19 protein-coding genes are annotated in these 19,386 nt (G+C 47.4%); 1 reads left to right on the top strand and 18 read right to left on the bottom strand.

The features are described from left to right. Positions 1 to 2: 2 nt before the first annotated feature. The 6 genes from purH to pcrA all read right to left on the bottom strand — a co-directional run bounded on the left by purH (position 3) and on the right by pcrA (position 7,561). Positions 3 to 1,550, bottom strand: a complete 1,548-nt coding sequence (gene purH, locus A1sIA79_RS05220; protein ID WP_095675149.1) for a bifunctional phosphoribosylaminoimidazolecarboxamide formyltransferase/IMP cyclohydrolase — start codon at positions 1,548 to 1,550, stop codon at positions 3 to 5. Beyond that, the gene (purN, locus tag A1sIA79_RS05225; protein ID WP_095675150.1) at positions 1,543 to 2,115 is read right to left on the bottom strand and encodes a phosphoribosylglycinamide formyltransferase; all 573 of its coding nucleotides are present in this window, start codon (positions 2,113 to 2,115) and stop codon (positions 1,543 to 1,545) included. The genes purH and purN overlap by 8 nt, the downstream gene beginning before the upstream one ends. Then, positions 2,112 to 3,197 carry a cell division protein PerM gene (locus A1sIA79_RS05230; protein ID WP_095675151.1) on the bottom strand — a complete coding sequence of 362 codons (1,086 nt, stop codon included), beginning with the start codon at positions 3,195 to 3,197 and terminating at the stop codon, positions 2,112 to 2,114. Before A1sIA79_RS05230 ends, purN begins: the two co-directional genes overlap by 4 nt. A gap of 7 nt (positions 3,198 to 3,204) precedes the next feature. Then, on the bottom strand, positions 3,205 to 4,086 hold the full coding sequence (sucD, locus tag A1sIA79_RS05235; protein ID WP_095675152.1) for a succinate--CoA ligase subunit alpha: 882 nt from the start codon (positions 4,084 to 4,086) through the stop codon (positions 3,205 to 3,207). Next, entirely contained in the window at positions 4,086 to 5,252 is a 1,167-nt protein-coding gene (sucC, locus tag A1sIA79_RS05240) for an ADP-forming succinate--CoA ligase subunit beta (protein ID WP_095675153.1), read from the bottom strand. Before sucC ends, sucD begins: the two co-directional genes overlap by 1 nt. Before the next feature lie 65 nt (positions 5,253 to 5,317). Then, positions 5,318 to 7,561 (bottom strand): DNA helicase PcrA, encoded by a 2,244-nt coding sequence (gene pcrA / locus A1sIA79_RS05245; protein ID WP_095675154.1) that lies wholly within the window; start codon positions 7,559 to 7,561, stop codon positions 5,318 to 5,320. A 28-nt stretch (positions 7,562 to 7,589) separates the two neighbouring features. On the opposite strand from pcrA, the gene A1sIA79_RS05250 reads away from it, so the two are divergent. Further along, positions 7,590 to 8,315, top strand: coding sequence for a PIG-L deacetylase family protein (locus A1sIA79_RS05250; protein ID WP_095675155.1), 726 nt, complete (start codon positions 7,590 to 7,592; stop codon positions 8,313 to 8,315). Positions 8,316 to 8,318: 3 nt separating this feature from the next. On the opposite strand, the gene A1sIA79_RS05255 is transcribed toward A1sIA79_RS05250, so the two are convergent. The 12 genes from A1sIA79_RS05255 to A1sIA79_RS05310 all read right to left on the bottom strand — a co-directional run bounded on the left by A1sIA79_RS05255 (position 8,319) and on the right by A1sIA79_RS05310 (position 19,385). Further along, positions 8,319 to 9,275, bottom strand: coding sequence for an MBL fold metallo-hydrolase (locus A1sIA79_RS05255; RefSeq protein ID WP_095675156.1), 957 nt, complete (start codon positions 9,273 to 9,275; stop codon positions 8,319 to 8,321). A 13-nt stretch (positions 9,276 to 9,288) separates the two neighbouring features. Next, a complete protein-coding gene (locus tag A1sIA79_RS05260) occupies positions 9,289 to 10,077 on the bottom strand; it encodes an enoyl-CoA hydratase/isomerase family protein (RefSeq protein ID WP_095675157.1) in 789 nt (262 codons plus the stop codon). After that, on the bottom strand, positions 10,077 to 10,796 hold the full coding sequence (locus A1sIA79_RS05265; protein ID WP_095675158.1) for a FadR/GntR family transcriptional regulator: 720 nt from the start codon (positions 10,794 to 10,796) through the stop codon (positions 10,077 to 10,079). Before A1sIA79_RS05265 ends, A1sIA79_RS05260 begins: the two co-directional genes overlap by 1 nt. Then, positions 10,793 to 11,881 carry a glycoside hydrolase family 88 protein gene (locus A1sIA79_RS05270; RefSeq protein ID WP_095675159.1) on the bottom strand — a complete coding sequence of 363 codons (1,089 nt, stop codon included), beginning with the start codon at positions 11,879 to 11,881 and terminating at the stop codon, positions 10,793 to 10,795. Before A1sIA79_RS05270 ends, A1sIA79_RS05265 begins: the two co-directional genes overlap by 4 nt. Positions 11,882 to 11,885: 4 nt before the next feature. After that, on the bottom strand, positions 11,886 to 12,680 hold the full coding sequence (locus A1sIA79_RS05275; RefSeq protein ID WP_095675160.1) for an enoyl-CoA hydratase/isomerase family protein: 795 nt from the start codon (positions 12,678 to 12,680) through the stop codon (positions 11,886 to 11,888). Positions 12,681 to 12,683: 3 nt separating this feature from the next. Beyond that, positions 12,684 to 13,895, bottom strand: a complete 1,212-nt coding sequence (locus tag A1sIA79_RS05280) for a CaiB/BaiF CoA transferase family protein (RefSeq protein WP_095675161.1) — start codon at positions 13,893 to 13,895, stop codon at positions 12,684 to 12,686. Positions 13,896 to 13,988: 93 nt separating this feature from the next. Further along, complete coding sequence (locus A1sIA79_RS05285) at positions 13,989 to 14,747, bottom strand: SDR family NAD(P)-dependent oxidoreductase (protein ID WP_095675162.1); 759 nt, start codon at positions 14,745 to 14,747, stop codon at positions 13,989 to 13,991. Between the two features lie 4 nt (positions 14,748 to 14,751). After that, complete coding sequence (gene dgoD / locus A1sIA79_RS05290; protein WP_095675163.1) at positions 14,752 to 15,915, bottom strand: galactonate dehydratase; 1,164 nt, start codon at positions 15,913 to 15,915, stop codon at positions 14,752 to 14,754. Continuing rightward, the gene (locus A1sIA79_RS05295; RefSeq protein ID WP_190277045.1) at positions 15,912 to 16,532 is read right to left on the bottom strand and encodes a bifunctional 4-hydroxy-2-oxoglutarate aldolase/2-dehydro-3-deoxy-phosphogluconate aldolase; all 621 of its coding nucleotides are present in this window, start codon (positions 16,530 to 16,532) and stop codon (positions 15,912 to 15,914) included. The genes dgoD and A1sIA79_RS05295 overlap by 4 nt, the downstream gene beginning before the upstream one ends. Continuing rightward, positions 16,529 to 17,467 (bottom strand): sugar kinase, encoded by a 939-nt coding sequence (locus A1sIA79_RS05300; RefSeq protein ID WP_095675165.1) that lies wholly within the window; start codon positions 17,465 to 17,467, stop codon positions 16,529 to 16,531. The genes A1sIA79_RS05295 and A1sIA79_RS05300 overlap by 4 nt, the downstream gene beginning before the upstream one ends. Continuing rightward, complete coding sequence (locus tag A1sIA79_RS05305) at positions 17,460 to 18,362, bottom strand: dihydrodipicolinate synthase family protein (protein ID WP_095675166.1); 903 nt, start codon at positions 18,360 to 18,362, stop codon at positions 17,460 to 17,462. Before A1sIA79_RS05305 ends, A1sIA79_RS05300 begins: the two co-directional genes overlap by 8 nt. An 18-nt stretch (positions 18,363 to 18,380) precedes the next feature. After that, a complete protein-coding gene (locus tag A1sIA79_RS05310) occupies positions 18,381 to 19,385 on the bottom strand; it encodes an ABC transporter permease (RefSeq protein ID WP_095675167.1) in 1,005 nt (334 codons plus the stop codon). Position 19,386 lies beyond the last annotated feature (1 nt).

Here is a 19,386-nt window from a genome sequence, read left to right on the forward strand (position 1 = left end):
CTCTAGGCGTGCGAGAAATGTCGGGTTGAAGTGAAGAACATCGCTATTCCAGCCTTAGTTGCGGCAGCAATCACTTCCTCATCACGAACGCTGCCACCTGGCTGCACGATTGCTATCACCCCGGCTGCGCTAAGAATCTCAAGACCATCAGCAAATGGGAAAAATGCATCAGATGCGCCCACGCTTCCTGCAACACGAGCTCCAGCGCGATCAACAGCGAGCTTTGCAGAATCAACGCGGTTGACCTGCCCCATTCCGATTCCTACGGCCGCACCATCTTTAGCAAGAAGAATGGCGTTGCTCTTCACGGCGCGAACAGCTCGCCATGCAAATTCAAGATCGCGCATGACATCGGGTGAAAGTGGGGCGCCAGTTACTTGCTTCCAATTCTTTGGATCATCACCATCGGCTGCAATGAGATCAGTCTCTTGCACTAACACGCCACCTGAGACGGGGCGAATTTCAAGAGGCGAGATTCGAGTATGAGCGCATGTAAGAATTCGAATGGAGGGTTTCTTCATCAGTATTTCTAACGCAGCGCTCTCATATTCTGGCGCAATGATTACTTCAGTAAACACTTCCGAAAGAGACTGCGCCATCGCAGCAGTCACCGTGCGATTTGCCGCCACAACTCCACCAAATGCCGATACTGGATCGCATAAATGTGCCTTTGCATACGCTTGCGCAATATCTTTTCCGACTGCGATGCCGCATGGGTTAGCGTGCTTGATAATTGCCACACATGGTTCGACATGATCCAAAGCCGCTCGCCACGCTGTATCGGCATCGGTGTAATTGTTAAATGACATCTCCTTGCCATGTGATTGCACTGCATTCACAATTCCCGATGGGCCACCGCGATAAATGGCAGCTTGCTGATGTGGGTTCTCGCCATAACGAAGGGAATTCTCGCGCTTAAAAATTAGACCTAGCCAATCAAGATCTTGAATCTCATCGCTCACTGTTGAGCCAAGCCAACTTGCGATGGTGAGGTCGTATTCCGCTGTTGTGCGAAATACTTCCAGAGCAAGTAACTTTCGCTCATCATCGCTAAATCCACCAGCTTTTATGGATGCAAAGAGCTGGTCATATTGCGATGTATTGCAGATAACTGCAACAGAACCATGGTTCTTCGCTGCCCCGCGCAACATTGATGGGCCACCGATATCAATCTGCTCAATACATTCGGCAAAATCAGCACCTGAGGCAAGTGTTGCTGCAAACGGGTACAGATTAATGACAACAAGATCAAAAGGTTCGATATCAAGATCGGCAATCGCTTTCAGATGTTCGGGATTATTCTGATCGGCCAAAATACCTGAATGAATCTTTGGGTGCAGAGTCTTTACACGACCACCCATAATTTCTGGGAACCCGGTATAGGTGCTCACCTCGATTACTGGTATTCCAGCGTCCTGGAGTGTTTTGGCAGTAGAACCGGTGGAAAGTATTTCAACGCCAGCATCATGTAGAACTTTGCCAAGTTCGAGCAAACGCACTTTGTCATAGACACTTACCAGCGCCCTGCGAATAGGTTTGCGATTAGCCATTCTTCTTCTCCTGCGCAGCCAGTATCGATGCAATAGTCGCAACTATGAGACCGCGTTCCAGAATCTTAATGCGCTCGTGTAGAGACTCCTCGGTTTCAGCACTGCTTATGTCGAGTTTTTCTTGAGCGATAATTTCCCCGGTATCTAACCCAGCATCAACCCAATGAATTGTTGTGCCGCTTTGAGTGGCTCCCGCTTGCAGGGCGTCACGAACTGCATGAGCACCTGGAAAGAGCGGCAGAAGTGAAGGATGGCTATTAATGATCTTAAATCTTTCAACTGTCTTAGCTGAGAGTAAGCGCATGAACCCAGCGCTAACCACGAGGTCAGGCTTGAGTGCGCCAAGGAGTGTCTCGAGCTCTCGATCCCATTGTGTGCGATCGGCCATCATAGGAACAACAAAAGACTCAATCTGCACTGCTTCTGCTCTGGAAATAACGTGAGCATCTTTCTGATCAGAGATGACTGCCACAATATCTACATCAGCCAAAGTTGTTGAGCGCGCATCGAAAATGGCCTGTGCCAGCGTTCCACCGCCGGAAGCAAGAATGACAACTCGCTTCACCGAACGCCTCTATTTAATACCTTATTGGAAATAAATATTGTGATAGCTAGACCTATTCCCATTTCGAGGGCGATGGAGAGTGCGAACTTCCAGATTGAAACGCCCATGGCGCCCATCTCTGCGGTAATCAGTGATCCACTTGCAAGATAGCCAAGAACTACCAGACCAACGACTGTAAAGAGATAACTCTGGATGATCGCGCGGAAATCGAAATTTGCTGTCAGATAACCTAAAAGTGCACCAAGGCCAATAAAGAAAAGTATTCCAAAGAGTGCAAGAGGTTTTGGGCCCACTGGAAGAATTCCAAGAAGTGGCAGGGCTGGAATCTCGCCCAAGCTATATGAATGTGGTGAAATCAGAGTTCCGGCGCCAACTGCCAATCCAGTCCCTGAAAAATAAGACGCGCCGGCAATGGCTGCATTCGGTAGGTAGAGAATATTGAGAAAGAGAAGCAGTACTCCACCAAAGATTCCAGGCTGTAGCGAGGTCGTAATTGTTCTCACCTGAGAAAAATTGATGAAGATAAGTACTGATACGACGATGAATGAAACTCCTAGGAGAACTGATAAAACTCGAGCACTCATTTGAAGTGGGCGTGATGGCACTACTCGACTACCCACTGTCATAGTTGAAATTAGAGCGATGGCAAATGCAAAGAGTGGGGCTAAATACCACTGCACTGCAACCGTGTTTGATCTGCTCATGAACGCCAAGATGGTGACAAGTAGTGCATAAATAATTGAGAAGTTAAGTCTCACAACATTAAGGTCGTGGTAATCACCCTTGAGTCGCTCGAGGGCGCGCGTAAATGAGGAGCGAATAACAAGAATTGGCAGAACTACTGCACCTATAGGCAAGTAGGTGAGATAGCCAGCAACACCAGTTGGCGGAAGGGAGAGTTGAAATGGAATGTGGTGAGCGCCAAGCCAGATCCAGAGCGCTCCACGTATGGGATCTGTAGTTGATCCGCTTGCGCTACCAGCTGTAGACCAAGCAATCAGTGCAATAAAAGAGAATGGCAGCAGCAGAAATGCAGCACTACGAAACACATGAGACAACGAGACCAGGAGGACGCGTTGCATCGTGGAATTAACGACCTAGTATGTCGCGCATTAATTGCGCAGTTTCACTTGGTGTTTGTCCCACTCTCACGCCAGCAGCTTCAAGTGCATCTTTCTTAGCTTGCGCAGTACCTGATGAACCAGAAACGATGGCACCAGCATGTCCCATAGTTTTTCCTTCAGGGGCTGTGAATCCGGCAACGTAACCCACAACTGGCTTGGTGACATATTCAGCGATAAATGCAGCTGCCCGCTCTTCGGCATCGCCACCAATTTCACCAATCATCACAATTGCAGTTGTTTCAGGATCATCTTGGAATGCACGTAGGCAATCAATATGGGTGGTTCCAATAACTGGGTCTCCACCAATACCAACTGCCGTTGAGAATCCGATGTCGCGAAGCTCATACATCATCTGGTAAGTAAGAGTTCCTGACTTTGATACCAAGCCAATCGGTCCACGCTTTGTAATATCTGCAGGGATAATGCCAACATTTGATTGTTCAGGGCTAATCAGTCCTGGGCAGTTAGGGCCGATGATTTGCGTGGTGCCTTTTTGAAGCGAGTAGGCATAGAAGAATGCTGAATCGTGCACCGGAATACCTTCAGTGATGACAACAACGAGCGGCATCTTGGCATCAATTGCATCAATAACTGCTGCCTTGGCAAACTTCGGCGGCACGAAGACCACTGAAACGTTGGCCCCCGTCGCTGTCATTGCCTCAGCTACTGTGTTAAATACTGGAAGTGACTTGCCATCGATATCGACTGACTGTCCACCCTTACCAGGTGTCACGCCGCCAACAACTTTGGAACCTGATGCCAGCATGCGGCGGGTGTGCTTGGTTCCTTCAGAACCAGTCATTCCCTGAACAATTATCTTGCTTGCTGAATTAATAAAGATTGACATTACTTGGCCGCCAATTCTGCAGCACGCGATGCTGCTCCATCCATAGTCTGCGCCTGCTCCACCAATGGGTGGTTAGCTGCGCTAAGAATTGCACGCCCTTCAATAACGTTATTTCCATCGAGTCGAACAACGATTGGCTTTGTTGCCTTCGGTCCAAGTAGTTCCAGAGCTTGAACGATGCCATTTGCAACTGCATCACATGCAGTGATTCCACCAAAGACGTTAACTAATACGCTCTTCACATCTGAATCACCAAGGATGATAGAGAGTCCATCTGCCATCACCTGGGCAGATGCACCGCCGCCAATATCGAGAAAATTCGCTGGGCGCATTCCGCCGAATTTTTCTCCGGCATAGGCAACAACATCGAGGGTGGACATCACAAGACCGGCGCCGTTTCCAATGATTCCAACTTGACCATTATCAAGCTTGACGTAGTTCAGCCCCTTCTCTTTGGCAGCTGCTTCTAGCGCATTGGTGGAGTCGTGATCTACCAGAGCCTCATGATCTGGTTGGCGGAAATCAGCGTTCTCATCGAGAGTTACCTTTCCGTCAAGTGCGACAACACGACCATCTTCTGTCTTTACAAGTGGATTTACTTCAACGAGCGTGGCATCTTCTGATTGGAAAGTTTCCCAAAGTTTGACCAGCACATCTGCAACTTGCGCCGCAACATCTGCGGGAAATTGTGCTTGGGTAACAATCTCTGTCGCCTTTGCCAATGAAATTCCATCGACGGCGCTCACTGGCACCTTTGCCAATTTCTCTGGCGCAGTATGAGCAACTTCTTCAATATCCATACCGCCGGCAACCGATGCCATCACAAGAAAGGTGCGGTTAGATCGATCAAGCAGTATGGAAACGTAATACTCATCAACGATAGGTGCGGCCTGAGCAATCATCACTTTATGAACAGTGTGGCCTTTAATATCCATTCCAAGAATGGCTCCTGCTTTTTCCTTTGCATCATTTGCGTCAACTGCCAGCTTTACACCGCCAGCTTTTCCGCGCCCACCAACTTTTACCTGCGCCTTAACAACTACTTTGCCACCCATCTTGGCGGCTGCATCGTGTGCTTGATCTGCTGTTGTAGCGACTGCTCCTTGTAATACTGGAACGTTATGCTTTTCAAAGAGATCGCGTGCTTGGTATTCGTAGAGATCCACTAATGGGCTCCTTCAGGTGTGGCTAATGAGCAGGACGTGTATGCCCCTAATCCTAAAGGCTTAATTTATAGCGCTGTGACAGGGGCATATCGAAGCAGCAGGCGTTTATCACCGTAGGCGCCGAAGTTAATGGTCGCCTCTGATTTATCGCCCTCGCCAGCAAGTGAAACGACGGTGCCAAGTCCGAATGTGTCATGTGACACACGCTGTCCCACGACAAGAGCCATCGCTGTTGATTTCTTTCCCGTGGCTCGTGGCGGTGGCCCTGATGGAAGTCGAGATTTCTTCACACTGGATGAGGATGTAATAGATGAACGAGCTTCGCTATTCCATTGAATAAGTTCAGCAGGAATCTCATCGAGGAATCGTGATGCCGGATTGTATTTAGGTGTTCCAAAAGTTAAGCGATATTCAGCGCGAGAAATGTAGAGACGTTTCTCCGCCCTAGTAAGACCCACATAGGCAAGTCTGCGCTCTTCTTCAATCTCTTTCGGATCATCGAGGGTGCGGGCATGAGGAAATATTCCATCTTCCATCCCGGTGAGAAAGACCGTTGGAAATTCCAAACCTTTAGCGGTGTGCAGAGTCATGAGGGTGACAACTCCCCCATGATCGGCTCCATCTGGAATTTCATCGGCATCGGCCACAAGTGAAACTTTCTCCAGGAATCCTGAAAGTGAAATCTCTTCATCTTCAATGAGCTCTTCAAATGGGCGCTCTTCATAATCCATCGAGGCTGAAACAAGTTCTTTCAGGTTCTCCACTCGCACTTCATCTTGCGGATCTGTACTTGCCTCAAGTTCAGTAAGCAACCCAGATTGCTCAAGGACTGCTTCAATAATCACGGAAGGTTTTGTCTTTGCTTCCACCAGAGTTTGCAGAGCTGTGAGCATGGAGGTGAAGGAACTAATGGAGTGGGCAGCTTTATTTGGCACCGCTGTTGCCTCTGTTACTCGCAAAAGCGCGTTCCAGAATGAAATGCCGTGTAATTCGGCGAACAACTCAACTTCTTCCAGGGCGCGATCTCCAATACCCCGCTTAGGAAAGTTAATAACTCGACGCAGTGAAACTTCATCATCAGGATTGGCCAGCACCCGAAGGTATGCCAATAGATCCTTTACCTCTTTGCGCTCATAGAATCGCAACCCACCAACGACTTTATATGGAATTGCTGCGCGCATAAACACTTCTTCGAAGATACGAGATTGGGCATTTGTGCGATAGAAGATGGCGGTATCGCCCGGGTTTGAGTGGCCCATATCCTGCAGTGAGCGAATCTCGCCCTTAATGAATTCAGCTTCGTCATACTCAGATTCCGCAACGTATCCAGTCAGTGGCGCACCTGCACCAGCATCAGACCACAGATTCTTCTCTTTGCGAGATTCATTCTTAGTGATGACCGCATTCGCGGCGCTGAGAATATTCTGGGTGGAGCGGTAATTCTGTTCAAGTAAGACCGTAGTTGCGTTTGGGTAATCAACTTCAAATTGCAGAATATTTCGAATTGTTGCCCCACGAAAGCCATAGATAGATTGGTCGGCGTCTCCAACAACACAGAGCTCTGCCAGTGGGAAGCCGTCTCCTTCAACGCCGGTAAGTTCCTTAACCAATTGATACTGGGCATGATTTGTATCTTGGTACTCATCAATTAAAATATGGCGAAAGCGAGAACGAAAGCGAGCTTTGGCTTCAGGGAATTTCTGCAATACCTGAACAGTCTTCATGATTAAGTCATCGAAATCCATGGCGTTAGCCTGCTGTAGCCGCTTTTCATAGAGGGTATAGACATCAGCAACGATGGTTTCGAATTGATTGCTAGCCAGACTTAAGTATTCATAAGGAGTCTGTAATTCATTCTTTGCATTAGAAATCAAATTCTGGAATTGGCGCACTGGATAGCGCTTGGAATCAAGGTTGAGCGTCTCCATGACTCGTGAAATGAGCTTCTGAGAATCGGCAGAGTCATAAATACTAAAGGTGCTGCTGTAGCCAAGTCGTTCCACCTCTTGGCGCAACATGCGCACACACGATGAGTGGAATGTAGAGACCCACATTGACTTTGCAACAGGGCCAACAAGTTCAGTGACCCGCTCTTTCATCTCACCGGCAGCCTTATTGGTAAATGTAATCGCCAAGATTTCATAGGGGCGCACATCGCGTCTAGCCATAATGTATGCAATTCGGCGTGTAAGTACCCGCGTCTTTCCAGAACCAGCACCTGCCACAACCAGCAGCGGTGGTCCGGCATGGGAAACCGCCTTCTGTTGCTGCGGATTGAGTCCGTCTAGCAATGGGTCGGTCGCGCTCATGCCGCGGAGTCTATTAGGCTTGTGCATCATGGAGCCGATTGCAGATTCAGAGATCAAGCGCGTTTTAGTTATCAACGCCCACCCCGATGATTCAGATTTCGGAGCCTCAGGAACTATCGCGCAGTGGGTGGCACAAGGCATTGAAGTCTCTTATGTGCTGTGCACAAATGGCGACCAAGGTGGCGAAGAATCTGGATTTACGAAAGAAGAGATGCCGGCAGTGCGTCAGAGAGAACAACGCGCAGCATGTGCCGCACTCGGAATTAGTGATGTCACATTCCTGAATTATGTAGACGGTCATCTTGAACCGACTATCGCGCTACGCAAAGATATTGTCAGGCAAATTCGCCGAGTGAAACCAGATCGTATGATCTGCCAATCACCTGAACGCAATTGGGATCGCATCGGTGCCAGCCACCCAGATCACCTAGCTGCAGGTGAAGCCACTATCCAAGCGGTCTATCCAGATGCCCGTAACCCATTTGCCTTTACAGATTTGTTGGAAAAAGAAGGTCTACAACCGTGGAAGGTGAAAGAAGTCTGGATGCAGGGTCACGCACATCCAGATCACTTCGTTGATATCACCGACACATTCCACTTTAAATTGGCGGCGCTGAAAGAACATGCTTCCCAGACATCACATATGGAAAACCTGGAAGAAATGCTGCGCGAATGGGGCCAACGTAACGCTGGCTTAGGCGAACTTCCAGAGGGTCGAATCGCCGAAGCATTCAAAATCGTCAATACGAATTAAATATTAGATACTGAAGGTATCGATTCCCGCACTATTTTTGCTTCTCTTGATTTTTCCATAGGATTCAAGTACTTCAAGATGTCCAAGTACGGGGTAGACCAGATATTTGTATGCAGGATCTGGCCATGGTCCCATTCGAGTATGTGCGATCTCAATCAGTTCTAGCATGGTTATCGGCTTAGCTACTTCTTGAATAGTCTCGAAGCAAATTTTTTCAATTCGATCCGTGTACGCAAGAGATAGATCTAGAAAATCAAGACCAAGTTGACCTTTATATCGTGGATAGTGTGATGTCAGTACTTCACTTGGTTTGTAGGCCTTTAAAAGTCGAATTGTTGAACGATATGCCTCAACAAATCTATATGTGGGTGGGAATGCAGGAGCTCCATCTGCAAGGAGAACTGACTCCCCTAAAACTGCATCTCCGATAATTACTGCACCAGTCTGTTCGTCGAGTACAGATAAATGTCCCCATGAGTGTCCAGGTGTATGGAGTATCTCCACCATGCGTCCGCCTAAATCAATTCGCTCATTACCGGCAAAACCAATATCTATTTTACTTTCAAAGGCAACGGTACGAATGAAATCGACCGCTTCTTGCGATTCTGCAAACCCGTGGTCATGAGCAAATTCGTTATATCGATCATCAATCATAATCTGAAGGTCTTCAATCATCGGACGATCTCGTTCACCACAACATATCAATGCATTTGGCATCAGCTCTTTGACTGCGCCATTGCCACCAGTATGGTCGTAATCTGAGTGTGTATTAATGGCATAGCGAACTTTGCTCAGTGAAAGATTATGTTCTTTAAAGTATGGAACTAAGGTTTCACGTATCGAGCCATCAAAACCGGTATCGACAAGCAAAATATCAACTTTGCCAACGATGGCATATAGGGCCACATAACGAGGCCCAATTGGACATTCAATGCGATGTAAACCTGGGAGTATCTCCATTTTTAGCCCTTCCCTATCTTCCTTTGAAATTTGGTTTTCTTTTTTCGGTAAAGGCCGCACGGCCTTCATCGCTATCTTCGGTTGTGAAGCAATATGCAAAAGTGTCATTCTCGTACTGCAACCCAACATCTACGGCAGTTGACATTGCGACTCGCACCAGATGTTTTGCCAGTTCTGAAGCGATAGGAGCATTTCCTGCGATTCGAGCTGCGAGATCGGCTACCTTTGCATCAATATCAGCATCATCGAAAATTCTGTCGACTAGGCCCCAATCACGCGCCTCCTCTGCGCTCACCATGTCCCCTGTGAGTAACATTTCAAGTGCTCTGCCAGGTGACATCACACGTGGAAGAAGCTGCGTGTTGCCTGCTCCTCCATGCCATCCAAGTTTTATCTCCCCAGCAGCAAATCTGGAATCGGGAGTTGCATAACGAATATCAGACATCAGCGCCATTTCGAGTCCACCGCCGATGCAATAGCCTCTAATTTTCGCAATTACTGGTTTACGAATCTTCCAGAGTTCGCGAGCGTAATCAATCCGGTTTCGTAACTGCCAATTAGACCCATAGTCATCGAGAACTTTTACATCGCTACCGGCCGAGAACGCTCTACTTCCAGTTCCGGTCAGGATGACCACACGAATAGATTCCTCATTATTAATGTAGGTGACTAATTGGATGATGGCCTTACCCATTGCAGGCGTCATTGTATTGAGCTTCTCTGGGCGATTTAAAGTAATAGTGGCAACTGCTCCATCTTGCACAAAGAGCAATTCATCTGGCAACCCTGGCAAAGTTCTCATTATCGTGGAGATTTCTTACGAGCATCTGTCGATGCTTGTATCGCTTGGCTGAGAAGTACTTTCATGGCGGCTTCGGCTAGATCAGCATCTTCCTCAACAATTGCGTCCAGAACTGCTTGATGTTGAATCAGAAAGTCTCCATCATCGACAACGTGGCGAACCATGTCATCTCTAATCTTCAAAAGTGGAATGAATAGTTTTCCAATACGTTTCATCAACTCATTCTGCGTAGCATCCAAAAGAGCTTGATGAAATGCAGCATCTGCTTCACCGATTGCTTCAGATTGTGGCCCCTCTTGATAAAAGGCATCCGTCATTTTCTTCAATGAATTGGTGAGGACAGAGATATCTTTACTTCCGCGTCGTTTCGCAGCAATTCGAGCTACCCATGGTTCATAGCTCGCTCGAACTTCTTCTAAATCACGAACCAATTCTCGGCCAAGCCCAGATGCCTGAAGCCAAGAGATAACGTCGGGATCCAATAAATTCCACTCATGTCGCTCCAGCACAATCGTTCCGGTCTTAGTGCGAGCACGAGTTAAACCCTTGTCGTGAAGCACTTTGAGAGCTTCCCGGACTACGGTGCGACTAACTCCAAATTGAGCTTCCAACACATCAGATGTAATCACTGAGCCCGGCGCAACCTGTCCTGAGACTATTTGGTTGCCCAGTGAGATGACAATCTGGGTTGGCAGGTTGCGCGCCATCTTAGTTTTCATAGGAGTGAATCAGTTTCGCAGATAGCAAGTGCGACAGGTCCTTGTCCCCAAGGAACTGAGAATCCACGTGGCGTAAATTCATAATGTGACTTTCGGGTTGATGCCATGACTGCGGCAGTCACATTTTGAAGTTCACCGGCAGAATCTGTATCTGCAATCACTCCGGCAAGTGCTTTGATCATGGCTGGTTTCACAATCGCCTCATCAACTATTCCAAGCTTGATTGCGCGAGCAAAACCAGTTGCCATAAAGCCTGCAGTGGAACCTTCTTCACCTGATCGTTCGCTATCAACAACACACCACCAGCGACCATCTTCGCGCTGAAGTTTAATCATGGAATAAATCAGTTTCGTTGAAGCATCTTCAATTTTTTTGCGTCCCGGATGATTGAGTGAAATGTTCTTCAGCACATCCATCATTCCGAGAAGAGCCCATCCTTGGCCACGACCCCAACCTGGCGCCCAAGTTCCTTCGACGCCATTCATAAAGAAGTGATCAAAGATTCCATTTTCTTTTTGTAGCGCATCAATATATGCGTGGGCCTGTTCGACTCCAACGGTAACCAAATCTTCTCTACCTGTTTCTTTACCAAGTGCGGTGAAAAATGGTGGATCAAAGTGAAGACAGTCGATGCATGTTCCCCCTGGTGGGTTTGCCAGCCACTTTGCTTCATTTGTTGGAAGCTCTTCCCCGCCATATGGTGGAATCAAACAGAGTGATTCCCAGGTGTCATAAATTCCACGGTCTTTTGTGCGGCTCATTAGATATGCAGCTAATAGATTGAGTGAATCGATAATCGCTTTATCTTTTGTCTCATGAGCGATTTCCACCATTGCAACACCGGGTGCTGTGCAATCAAGGCGTCGAAATGGTTCTGGTCGGCTTGCCCAGGCGCGAATCCAGCCATTTGCAAATGAAAAATAAGTGGGATCCTTGAGTAGTCGGCCTGCTTCCAGAATTCCCTCAAATCCTGTGGAATCGCCAAAATTCCAACTCTTGTACGGCATTGCAAGCAGAGACTTGCCTACCTTTTCTAGAAGTAGAAGTCTTTCTTCTCGCGATGGGAGTGCGGGTGCCTGAGTCATCTATTTACCGTCCCTTAAATTCTGGTTTACGTTTTTCTGCAAAAGCTCTTTGGCCTTCAGCTGCATCTTCAGTTGTCATGCAGTATGCAAAAGAATCATTTTCGTAGAGCAGTCCGGTTTCTAGCGGAATGCTTTGTGAGATTCGCACCATGTGCTTGGTCATTTGCGCCGCAATGGGAGCTTTCTCAGCGATAGATTCCGCAATAACAATGGCGCGATTAAGCACTTCTTCTCTGGGTACTAACTCTTGGATCAAACCCATGCGAAGTGCATCAGCTGCCAAGACGGGTTCTCCGTGCAATAGAAAGAGCGAGGCATTTCCAGGACCCACTCTGTGTGAGAGCAATTGAGTCTGGCCGGAACCACCATGCCAACCCCATCTAATCTCACCTGCTAAAAACTTTGCATCAGGAGAAGCCACGCAAATATCTGAAGCACATGCCATTTCAAGTCCGCCACCAATTACCCAGCCGTGAAGAGATGCAACGACAGGTTTCTTGATAAGCCAGATTGCACGGGCATAATCAAGATTACGATCAAAGCGATTGCGATATTCCCAATTACTTCCATATTCACCTAAATCAGTGAGGTCACTGCCAGCACAAAAACCTTTCTCGCCTTTGCCATAAAGAAGAACAGAGCGAATTTCTAAGTTGTTATTGATCTCATAGATGTAGCTATTCATCTGCTCATCCATAGTCACGGTCATCGCATTTATCTTCTCGGGGCGATTAAGAATGAGATGGGCAACTTTTCCATGAACTTCAAAATCGACCTGTCCTGTAAGTGGTGTAGCCATTTCTTACTCCTTCACTGTTCCGACGGCGCCAGACTTAATGAGCTCTTCAACCTTCGTGGCCGGCATTCCAAGAAGATCAATCAAAATTTCCTTCGTATGTTCACCTAAAGCAGGTGCCCCGCGGCGAATAGTTGGTGGAGTATCAGAAAGACGCACCGGAGGGCGTACAGTTTTTGCACTTCCACCCCGCAGCTGCGGTTGTTCCCAGATGTACTTTGTTTCAATAATATGTGGATCTTTCACAAGAGCTTCGTAGTCATAGACCGGCCCACACCATGCTCCGACTCGATCACAGATTTCAATCCACTCAGCAGTGGTCTTCTCTTGGAAACTATGTCGAATTAGCTTATAAATCTCATCACGATGTTTATGTCCGTCGTTGTAGTGCGTCAAGGTTCGCAGGAAATCATTATCCAGAACTTCGCCCAGAATTGAGAGCGGCACCATGGCCAAAGTTAGCCAAGCATCTTTTGTTTTATACACGCCATATGGTGCTGGAATTGAGGCATGCGCACTTCGTTCTTCCATACGAGTTGGCATACGATCTGTATTTAAGAAAGTCACAATCTCTTGAAGCTGACAATCCATCACGACTGACAACATATCGATTTCAACGTGTTGACCAGTGCCTGTCTGATGGCGTGATTCAATTGCGGCAAGAATTCCAATAACTGCTTGATATCCAGTCATCACATCGGCGCCCCAGAGCGCACTCGGAGTTGGGTCATCACCTATTGCTCCAACGCTAAACATCGAACCGCTATAACCCTGCACAATGAGGTCTTGCCCTGGGCGATCGCGATAAGGTCCAGTGGATCCGTAACCCGAAATAGAACAGTAAACAATTTTGGGGTTTATCTTCTTAAGGTCCGCGTAACCAATTCCCAGGCGGTCTGCAGTTCCAAATCTAAAGTTTTGCAAGAAGACATCAGATTTCTTCACTAGCTCATAGAGAACTTCTTTTCCTTCAGCACTCTTAAGATCGATTGAAAGCGATCTCTTATTGCGATTGACTGCAAGAAATGTGGTCATCTCGCCATTACTCTGTCGATCTTCGAATCCGCGAGTTCTATTAAATTCACCATTAACGGGCGGCTCAATTTTTATTACATCAGCGCCAAGATCACCAAGTCGAGTTCCGGCAATGGGTCCTGCCAACATCTGTGTTGCATCGATTACGCGCAGGTTATCTAGGGCGCCTTTAGCTGAATTCATGGATAGATACTTTCTTATGAAGAATTCAATGTCAACGAAATTTCGCTGCCATCTACCGGGTTATTACCTTGCTGAACTGGGGTTTTATCCCATTTATGCAAATCGGCAGCTCAGGCCGCCGTCAACGATCCAATCTGCCCCGTTCACAAATGAGGCATCATCGGAGAGAAGGAAGGTAACAACCTTTGCGATCTCTGATGTCTGTGCCATGCGAGCCATTGGTTGCACCGCCATTGATTCGGCCTTCTTTTCAGGCAGCATTTCAAACCACGACAGCAGTAACGGGGTGAGGGTGTATCCAGGTGAGACCGCGTTGGTGCGGATCTGGTGGATGCCTTCATCAAGTGCCAAGTTGCGGGTCAAACCAATGACGCCTGACTTTGCAGCTGCATATGGGAAATACTTTGGGTAGGTCATGCGCGCATGGATTGATGCAATATTAACAATCGCACCCTTCTTAGCTGCTCGCATTGAAGGTAATACTAATTTTGCAGTATGCCAGACGCTCTTTAAATCTACATCAAAGAATTTGTTCCACTCTTCATCGGTCATTTCAACTGCATCTGCATTTGAATTCACACCTGCGTTATTGACTAAGCCTGTGATGGGACCGAGCTCTTTTACAATCGCATCGTGGGCCGTCTTAAGTGAATCAAACTTGCCCACGTCTGCTTGATGAAACATTACTTTAAATCCTTGCGCCGTCAATTCAGCTGCATAAGCTTCACCAGCTGGGACTACGATGTCACAGAACGAAACTCGAGCTCCTTGTTGAACAGCATCTAAAACAATTGCTGCACCAATTCCAGATGCTCCACCTGTGACAAAAACATGTTCATTTTGAAGTTTCATTTTTTCACCAATCTGCTACTGAGCCGTCGTTGTGGAACCATTGAACCGGAGTACCCGATACAAATGGGTGTTTCGCTGCTTCTTTTTCATCCATCTCAACGCCGATACCTGGCGCAGTCGGTGGATAAATATGTCCATCTTTGATTTCTGGGACGCCAGAAAATACTTCTGAACGCCAAGAAACATCCGAGCGCATCACTTCTTGAATGAGGAAGTTCGGTGTAGTGAGACCAAGATGTACGTTGACCATAGTTGCAATAGGGCCAAGTGGGTTATGTGGGGCCATCGTGACTCCATATGTGTCACAGAGCGCTGAAATCTTTCGTAGCTCTGTAATGCCACCTGCATGACACACATCCGGTTGAGCGACATCAATAAGACCATCTTCGAGGAGCGGCAGGAAATCCTCACGGTGAAGCAGGCGCTCACCCGTGGCAAGCGGAACAGTAATCTTTGCTCGAGCCCGCTTCAGCGCTTCATGTTGATCGGGTGGAACAATTTCTTCGAGAAAGAGTGGCTTATAAGGAGCTAAAACCTCAGCGAATTGAATCGCCATCGCAGCAGTTGTTCGCCCGTGGAAATCAATCATGATGTCTACATCTGGTCCAGCAGCACGTCTGGCTGATTCCATCAACTCTCCTGCATGGCGAAGTTTTTGTGCATCTCCAAGCGGTGCCGATTGCGGAACCGCAAGAATTTTCACTGCGGTAAATCCATCTTTGATGCTCTGCTTCATCTTATCTTCAAAGGAAGAGACACTGTCAGAGTTATAAACGGCATCAGAATTCCCACCACCAAGGTGGTCATACATGCGCACTCGATCTCGGGCTAAGCCACCAAGAATGCGCCACAGTGGAACATTGAGATCTTTTGCCGAAATATCCCATAGCGCTTGATCAATTCCGCTTATTGCAGACATTGTCACAGCTCCACCTTTAAAGAATGGGTGCCGGTAAAGAATTTGCCAATTGCGCTCGATTTCACGTGGGTCGCGGCCTACAAGTAGCGGCGCTAAATCTTCTACCGCACCAACGACCGCTTGTGTTTGAAACTCCAGAGTAGCTTCACCAATTCCAATAAGTCCTGCGACATCTGTATATACCCGGACAACAACCCAATTGCGCATCTTGGCATTGACAACAGTTGTTGTTATTTTAGTGATCTTCATTTTCCACCCGATTTCACTCTCTTAATTTCTGCGATGAAAGCTGCAACTCTTGTAGGAATTTCTGGAATTCCGCCACCTAGTAAAGGTCCCCCGACTCCGAAGCCTAAAACACCTGCAGCAAACCAATCCTTAATGTTTTCTACACTTACTCCACCGGTAGCCAACCATTTGGCTTCTGGGAATGGATCTCGAACCGCCTTCAAATATGCGGGGCCAAAGTGTGAGGCTGGAAAGAGTTTCAAAACTTTCGCACCAGCCTGCAGCGCACGAGCCACATCGGTAGGCGTGGCAACACCTGGAACTGATAGAAGGTTGAGATCAAGGGTCTTCTTAATGACTGCAGCATCTGTATGTGGTGAGAGAACAAATGTAGCTCCCGCCTTCTTTGCGCTAATGACATGTGCAGGGCTCATAGCTGTTCCAACTCCAACTGTGATTCCCTTGATGGCTGAGAATTCTTCAATCAGATCAAAGACATCGGGTGTTGTTGTCGTAAATTCAAAAGAGGTAATGCCTGCACTATGTAAGGCATGCGCCGCGCTCCTGCCTTCAGCCGATGTCTTAGTACGAATAATGGCAACTATCGAACTCTTCTCAAATTCCTCTAGTGCGCTCATGAACTCTTTACCAATCTCTGAGAGATGACACCTGATGTGCCAAATGGAAGACCTGTCCAGTCCCCCAAGTGTGATGCAACGAGAGCGCCACATGTACTTCCTTGTAAAATTGATTCTCGCATTGAAAGTCCACCTAAAATTCCAGAAATCGTACCTCCCACAAAAGCATCCCCAGAACCAACAGGATCCACAGTTTCTACAACTTCTGGGGATATGTCGAACCTTTCGCCATTGTGCAGCACGCGCATTTTCTGATCACCCGCAGTCATGATTGCTGTTTTTGCACCCGCAGCACCAGCTAGTCGAAGATTTTCTTCCGGGTCGCTACTTCCCCAGACAACGGCGTATTCGTCCACGCCACCGATAACGATTTCAACATCATGAATGAGTGAATGAAGTGCCTGAGCAGCTTGCGATTCACTCCATAGTTTGCGGCGCAGATTGATATCAAAGCTAATTGGAATGTTGTGCTTGCGGGCTACATCCATCGCCTTTGCAACTGCGCCAGCAGAACTTTCCGAGATTGCAACAGATATTCCAGTCATATGCACCCATCGAGCAGAGGCAATCTCTTCCTCTTTGATATCTGCTACCGAGATTGTTGAGCCGGCAGATGATTTACGAAGGTAGGTCACATCTATCGGATTCTCTTTGCCACGATTACGCACCAATGCAGGGGTATAAGAATCAACGGTTTTAATTCCATCAAGACTCAGTCCCTCATTTTTCAGTTTTGCAAGAATATTCTTTCCCAGCTGATCGGCTCCGAGCCGCGAAATCAAAGTTGCACGCAGCCCAAGGCGCGTCACCGCAACTGCAACATTTACTTCGGCGCCGGCAACAGATAACTCGAATTTTTCAGCTGTTGCCACATCATCAGTATCAGTTGCAAGAAAGAGCCCCATGATTTCACCTAGGGTATAGAGATCAGACATTTGTCTGCACCTCTTCAACGAGTGCGAGCATTTCTTCAATCTCTCTTAACGTATCTACATCAAGTGATACGGTCGGATTCCGACAGTAGTTCGTCTCAATAATTCCGCGCTTAAAAAGAACATCTTTCTCGGCAGCGATAAGTAAGTCGAGATTTGATATCCATCGAGCGATATGCGGGATAAACCTATCTAGCCGTGAATCAAACTCCTTGTGATCACCTGCGAGCAATGCTCGCTCTGCCCAGAGATACAGATCAGTGAGACCACACCCCGGCTGAAGTCCGTCAGCACCTGCGGCAACTCCCTCTTTCCAAAAGATTCCACCCCAGCCAATAAGAGTTCTGACTCGACCGTTAGTTAAGGAATTAACAGTCTTGATTGATTCTGTAGGTGGATTCGCTTCACATTTAATAATTTGCAGATTCTCATATTTATTTGCAAGATTGACAAGCCCTGAAACATCAGCCATTCCACCGGCTTGCGGAAGGTGTTGAATTACCACTGGAATTTTGACCGACTTCAAAATAGATTCAAGATGAAAATCTATTTGCGCAGCAGTTGGCGCAAAGAATGTCGGTGGCAAAATATTGATGTAATCGACACCCATTGCTTCATAGTCTTTTGCTCGAATTACTGCCAGCTCTGATGAGTGATCTGCCACCGTGGTAATGATCTTCAGATCTGAGCCAGCACGTTCGGTCAGCAGGATATCCAAGAGTTGATAACGCTCTGGGTCGGAGAGTTTTATATTCTCACTTGCCACCCCGAAGAACAGAGTGGACTTCGTTCCGATTTCGATAATCCAACGGCAGAGCGCGCGAAAGCTTTCGTAATCGACTTCACCTTTTGTTGTGAAAGGAACAGATAAAACCGGGCAAACGCCTTTGATGCTCACCCGGTCTTATCCTAATTACTAGCGCTTGATTTTCTTAGAAATAACTGCCTGCATAATCACGGATAAAATGATTACTAGCCCAAAGAATACTTGGGTGTAAAAGGCGTTGATTCCAGAGGCAACAATTCCGGCATTGATAGCTCCGATAATGAATGAGCCAACAAATGTGCCAGTGACGGTTCCGATACCACCGAATACAGAGGTGCCACCCAAGAACACTGATGCAATTGAGTTCATCAGAAGTCCCTCGCCTAGCGTTGGCCAGAAGTATGAAACCTCAAAGGATGCTACTAGGCCGGCAAAGGCCGCGAAGAATCCCATGATTGCAAAGGTACGTCTCTTCACTTGGTTGACATTCACACCCATCAATTGGGCAGATGTTTTATTGTCGCCAGTTAAGAAAACATGCGCACCAAATTGAGTTCTATTGAGTACAAACCACAAAATGATTGTGGCTAGGACTGCCCACCAAAATTGATTTGCGATACCGAAAAAGGATCTACCTACAAGAAGGTTAGAGACGCCGGCTAGCTCCTTATCTGTAAGGCCAACTCCGGAGCCGTTCATCCAAGCAAGTTCGATTCCGCGGAATAGAAAACCAGTACCTATAGTGATTACAAGTGATGGAATAGCAAAGTAAGTTACTAGCCAGCCATTGAAATATCCAGAGAGAGTTCCGGCAATCAGTGCCCCTGCAAAGCCCAGCCAGATATTTCCCGTCCCAGAATAAATCTTTGCAAATGTTGCTGTGGATAGCGCCATCACGGCAGGGAATGAAAGATCGATCTCACCGGTAATAACAATAAGTGTGAGTGGAATTGCCATCAGGGCAAACAGTGGGGTACTCGAAGCAAAGGCTAAATAAATATCCTTAGAGGTAAATGCTTCGGAGGCTGTGACCACAAAAACGAGCCACATCGCAATTCCAACTCCCCAGATACCAAATTGCATGCCGAATCTGCGCCAAAATGATGGTGGACGTGCTGCGTTGTTCTTTACCTTTGAATCAGTTTTTTCGCTCATA

This window comes from Candidatus Planktophila versatilis, from assembly GCF_002288105.1.
Classification (GTDB): domain Bacteria; phylum Actinomycetota; class Actinomycetes; order Nanopelagicales; family Nanopelagicaceae; genus Planktophila; species Planktophila versatilis.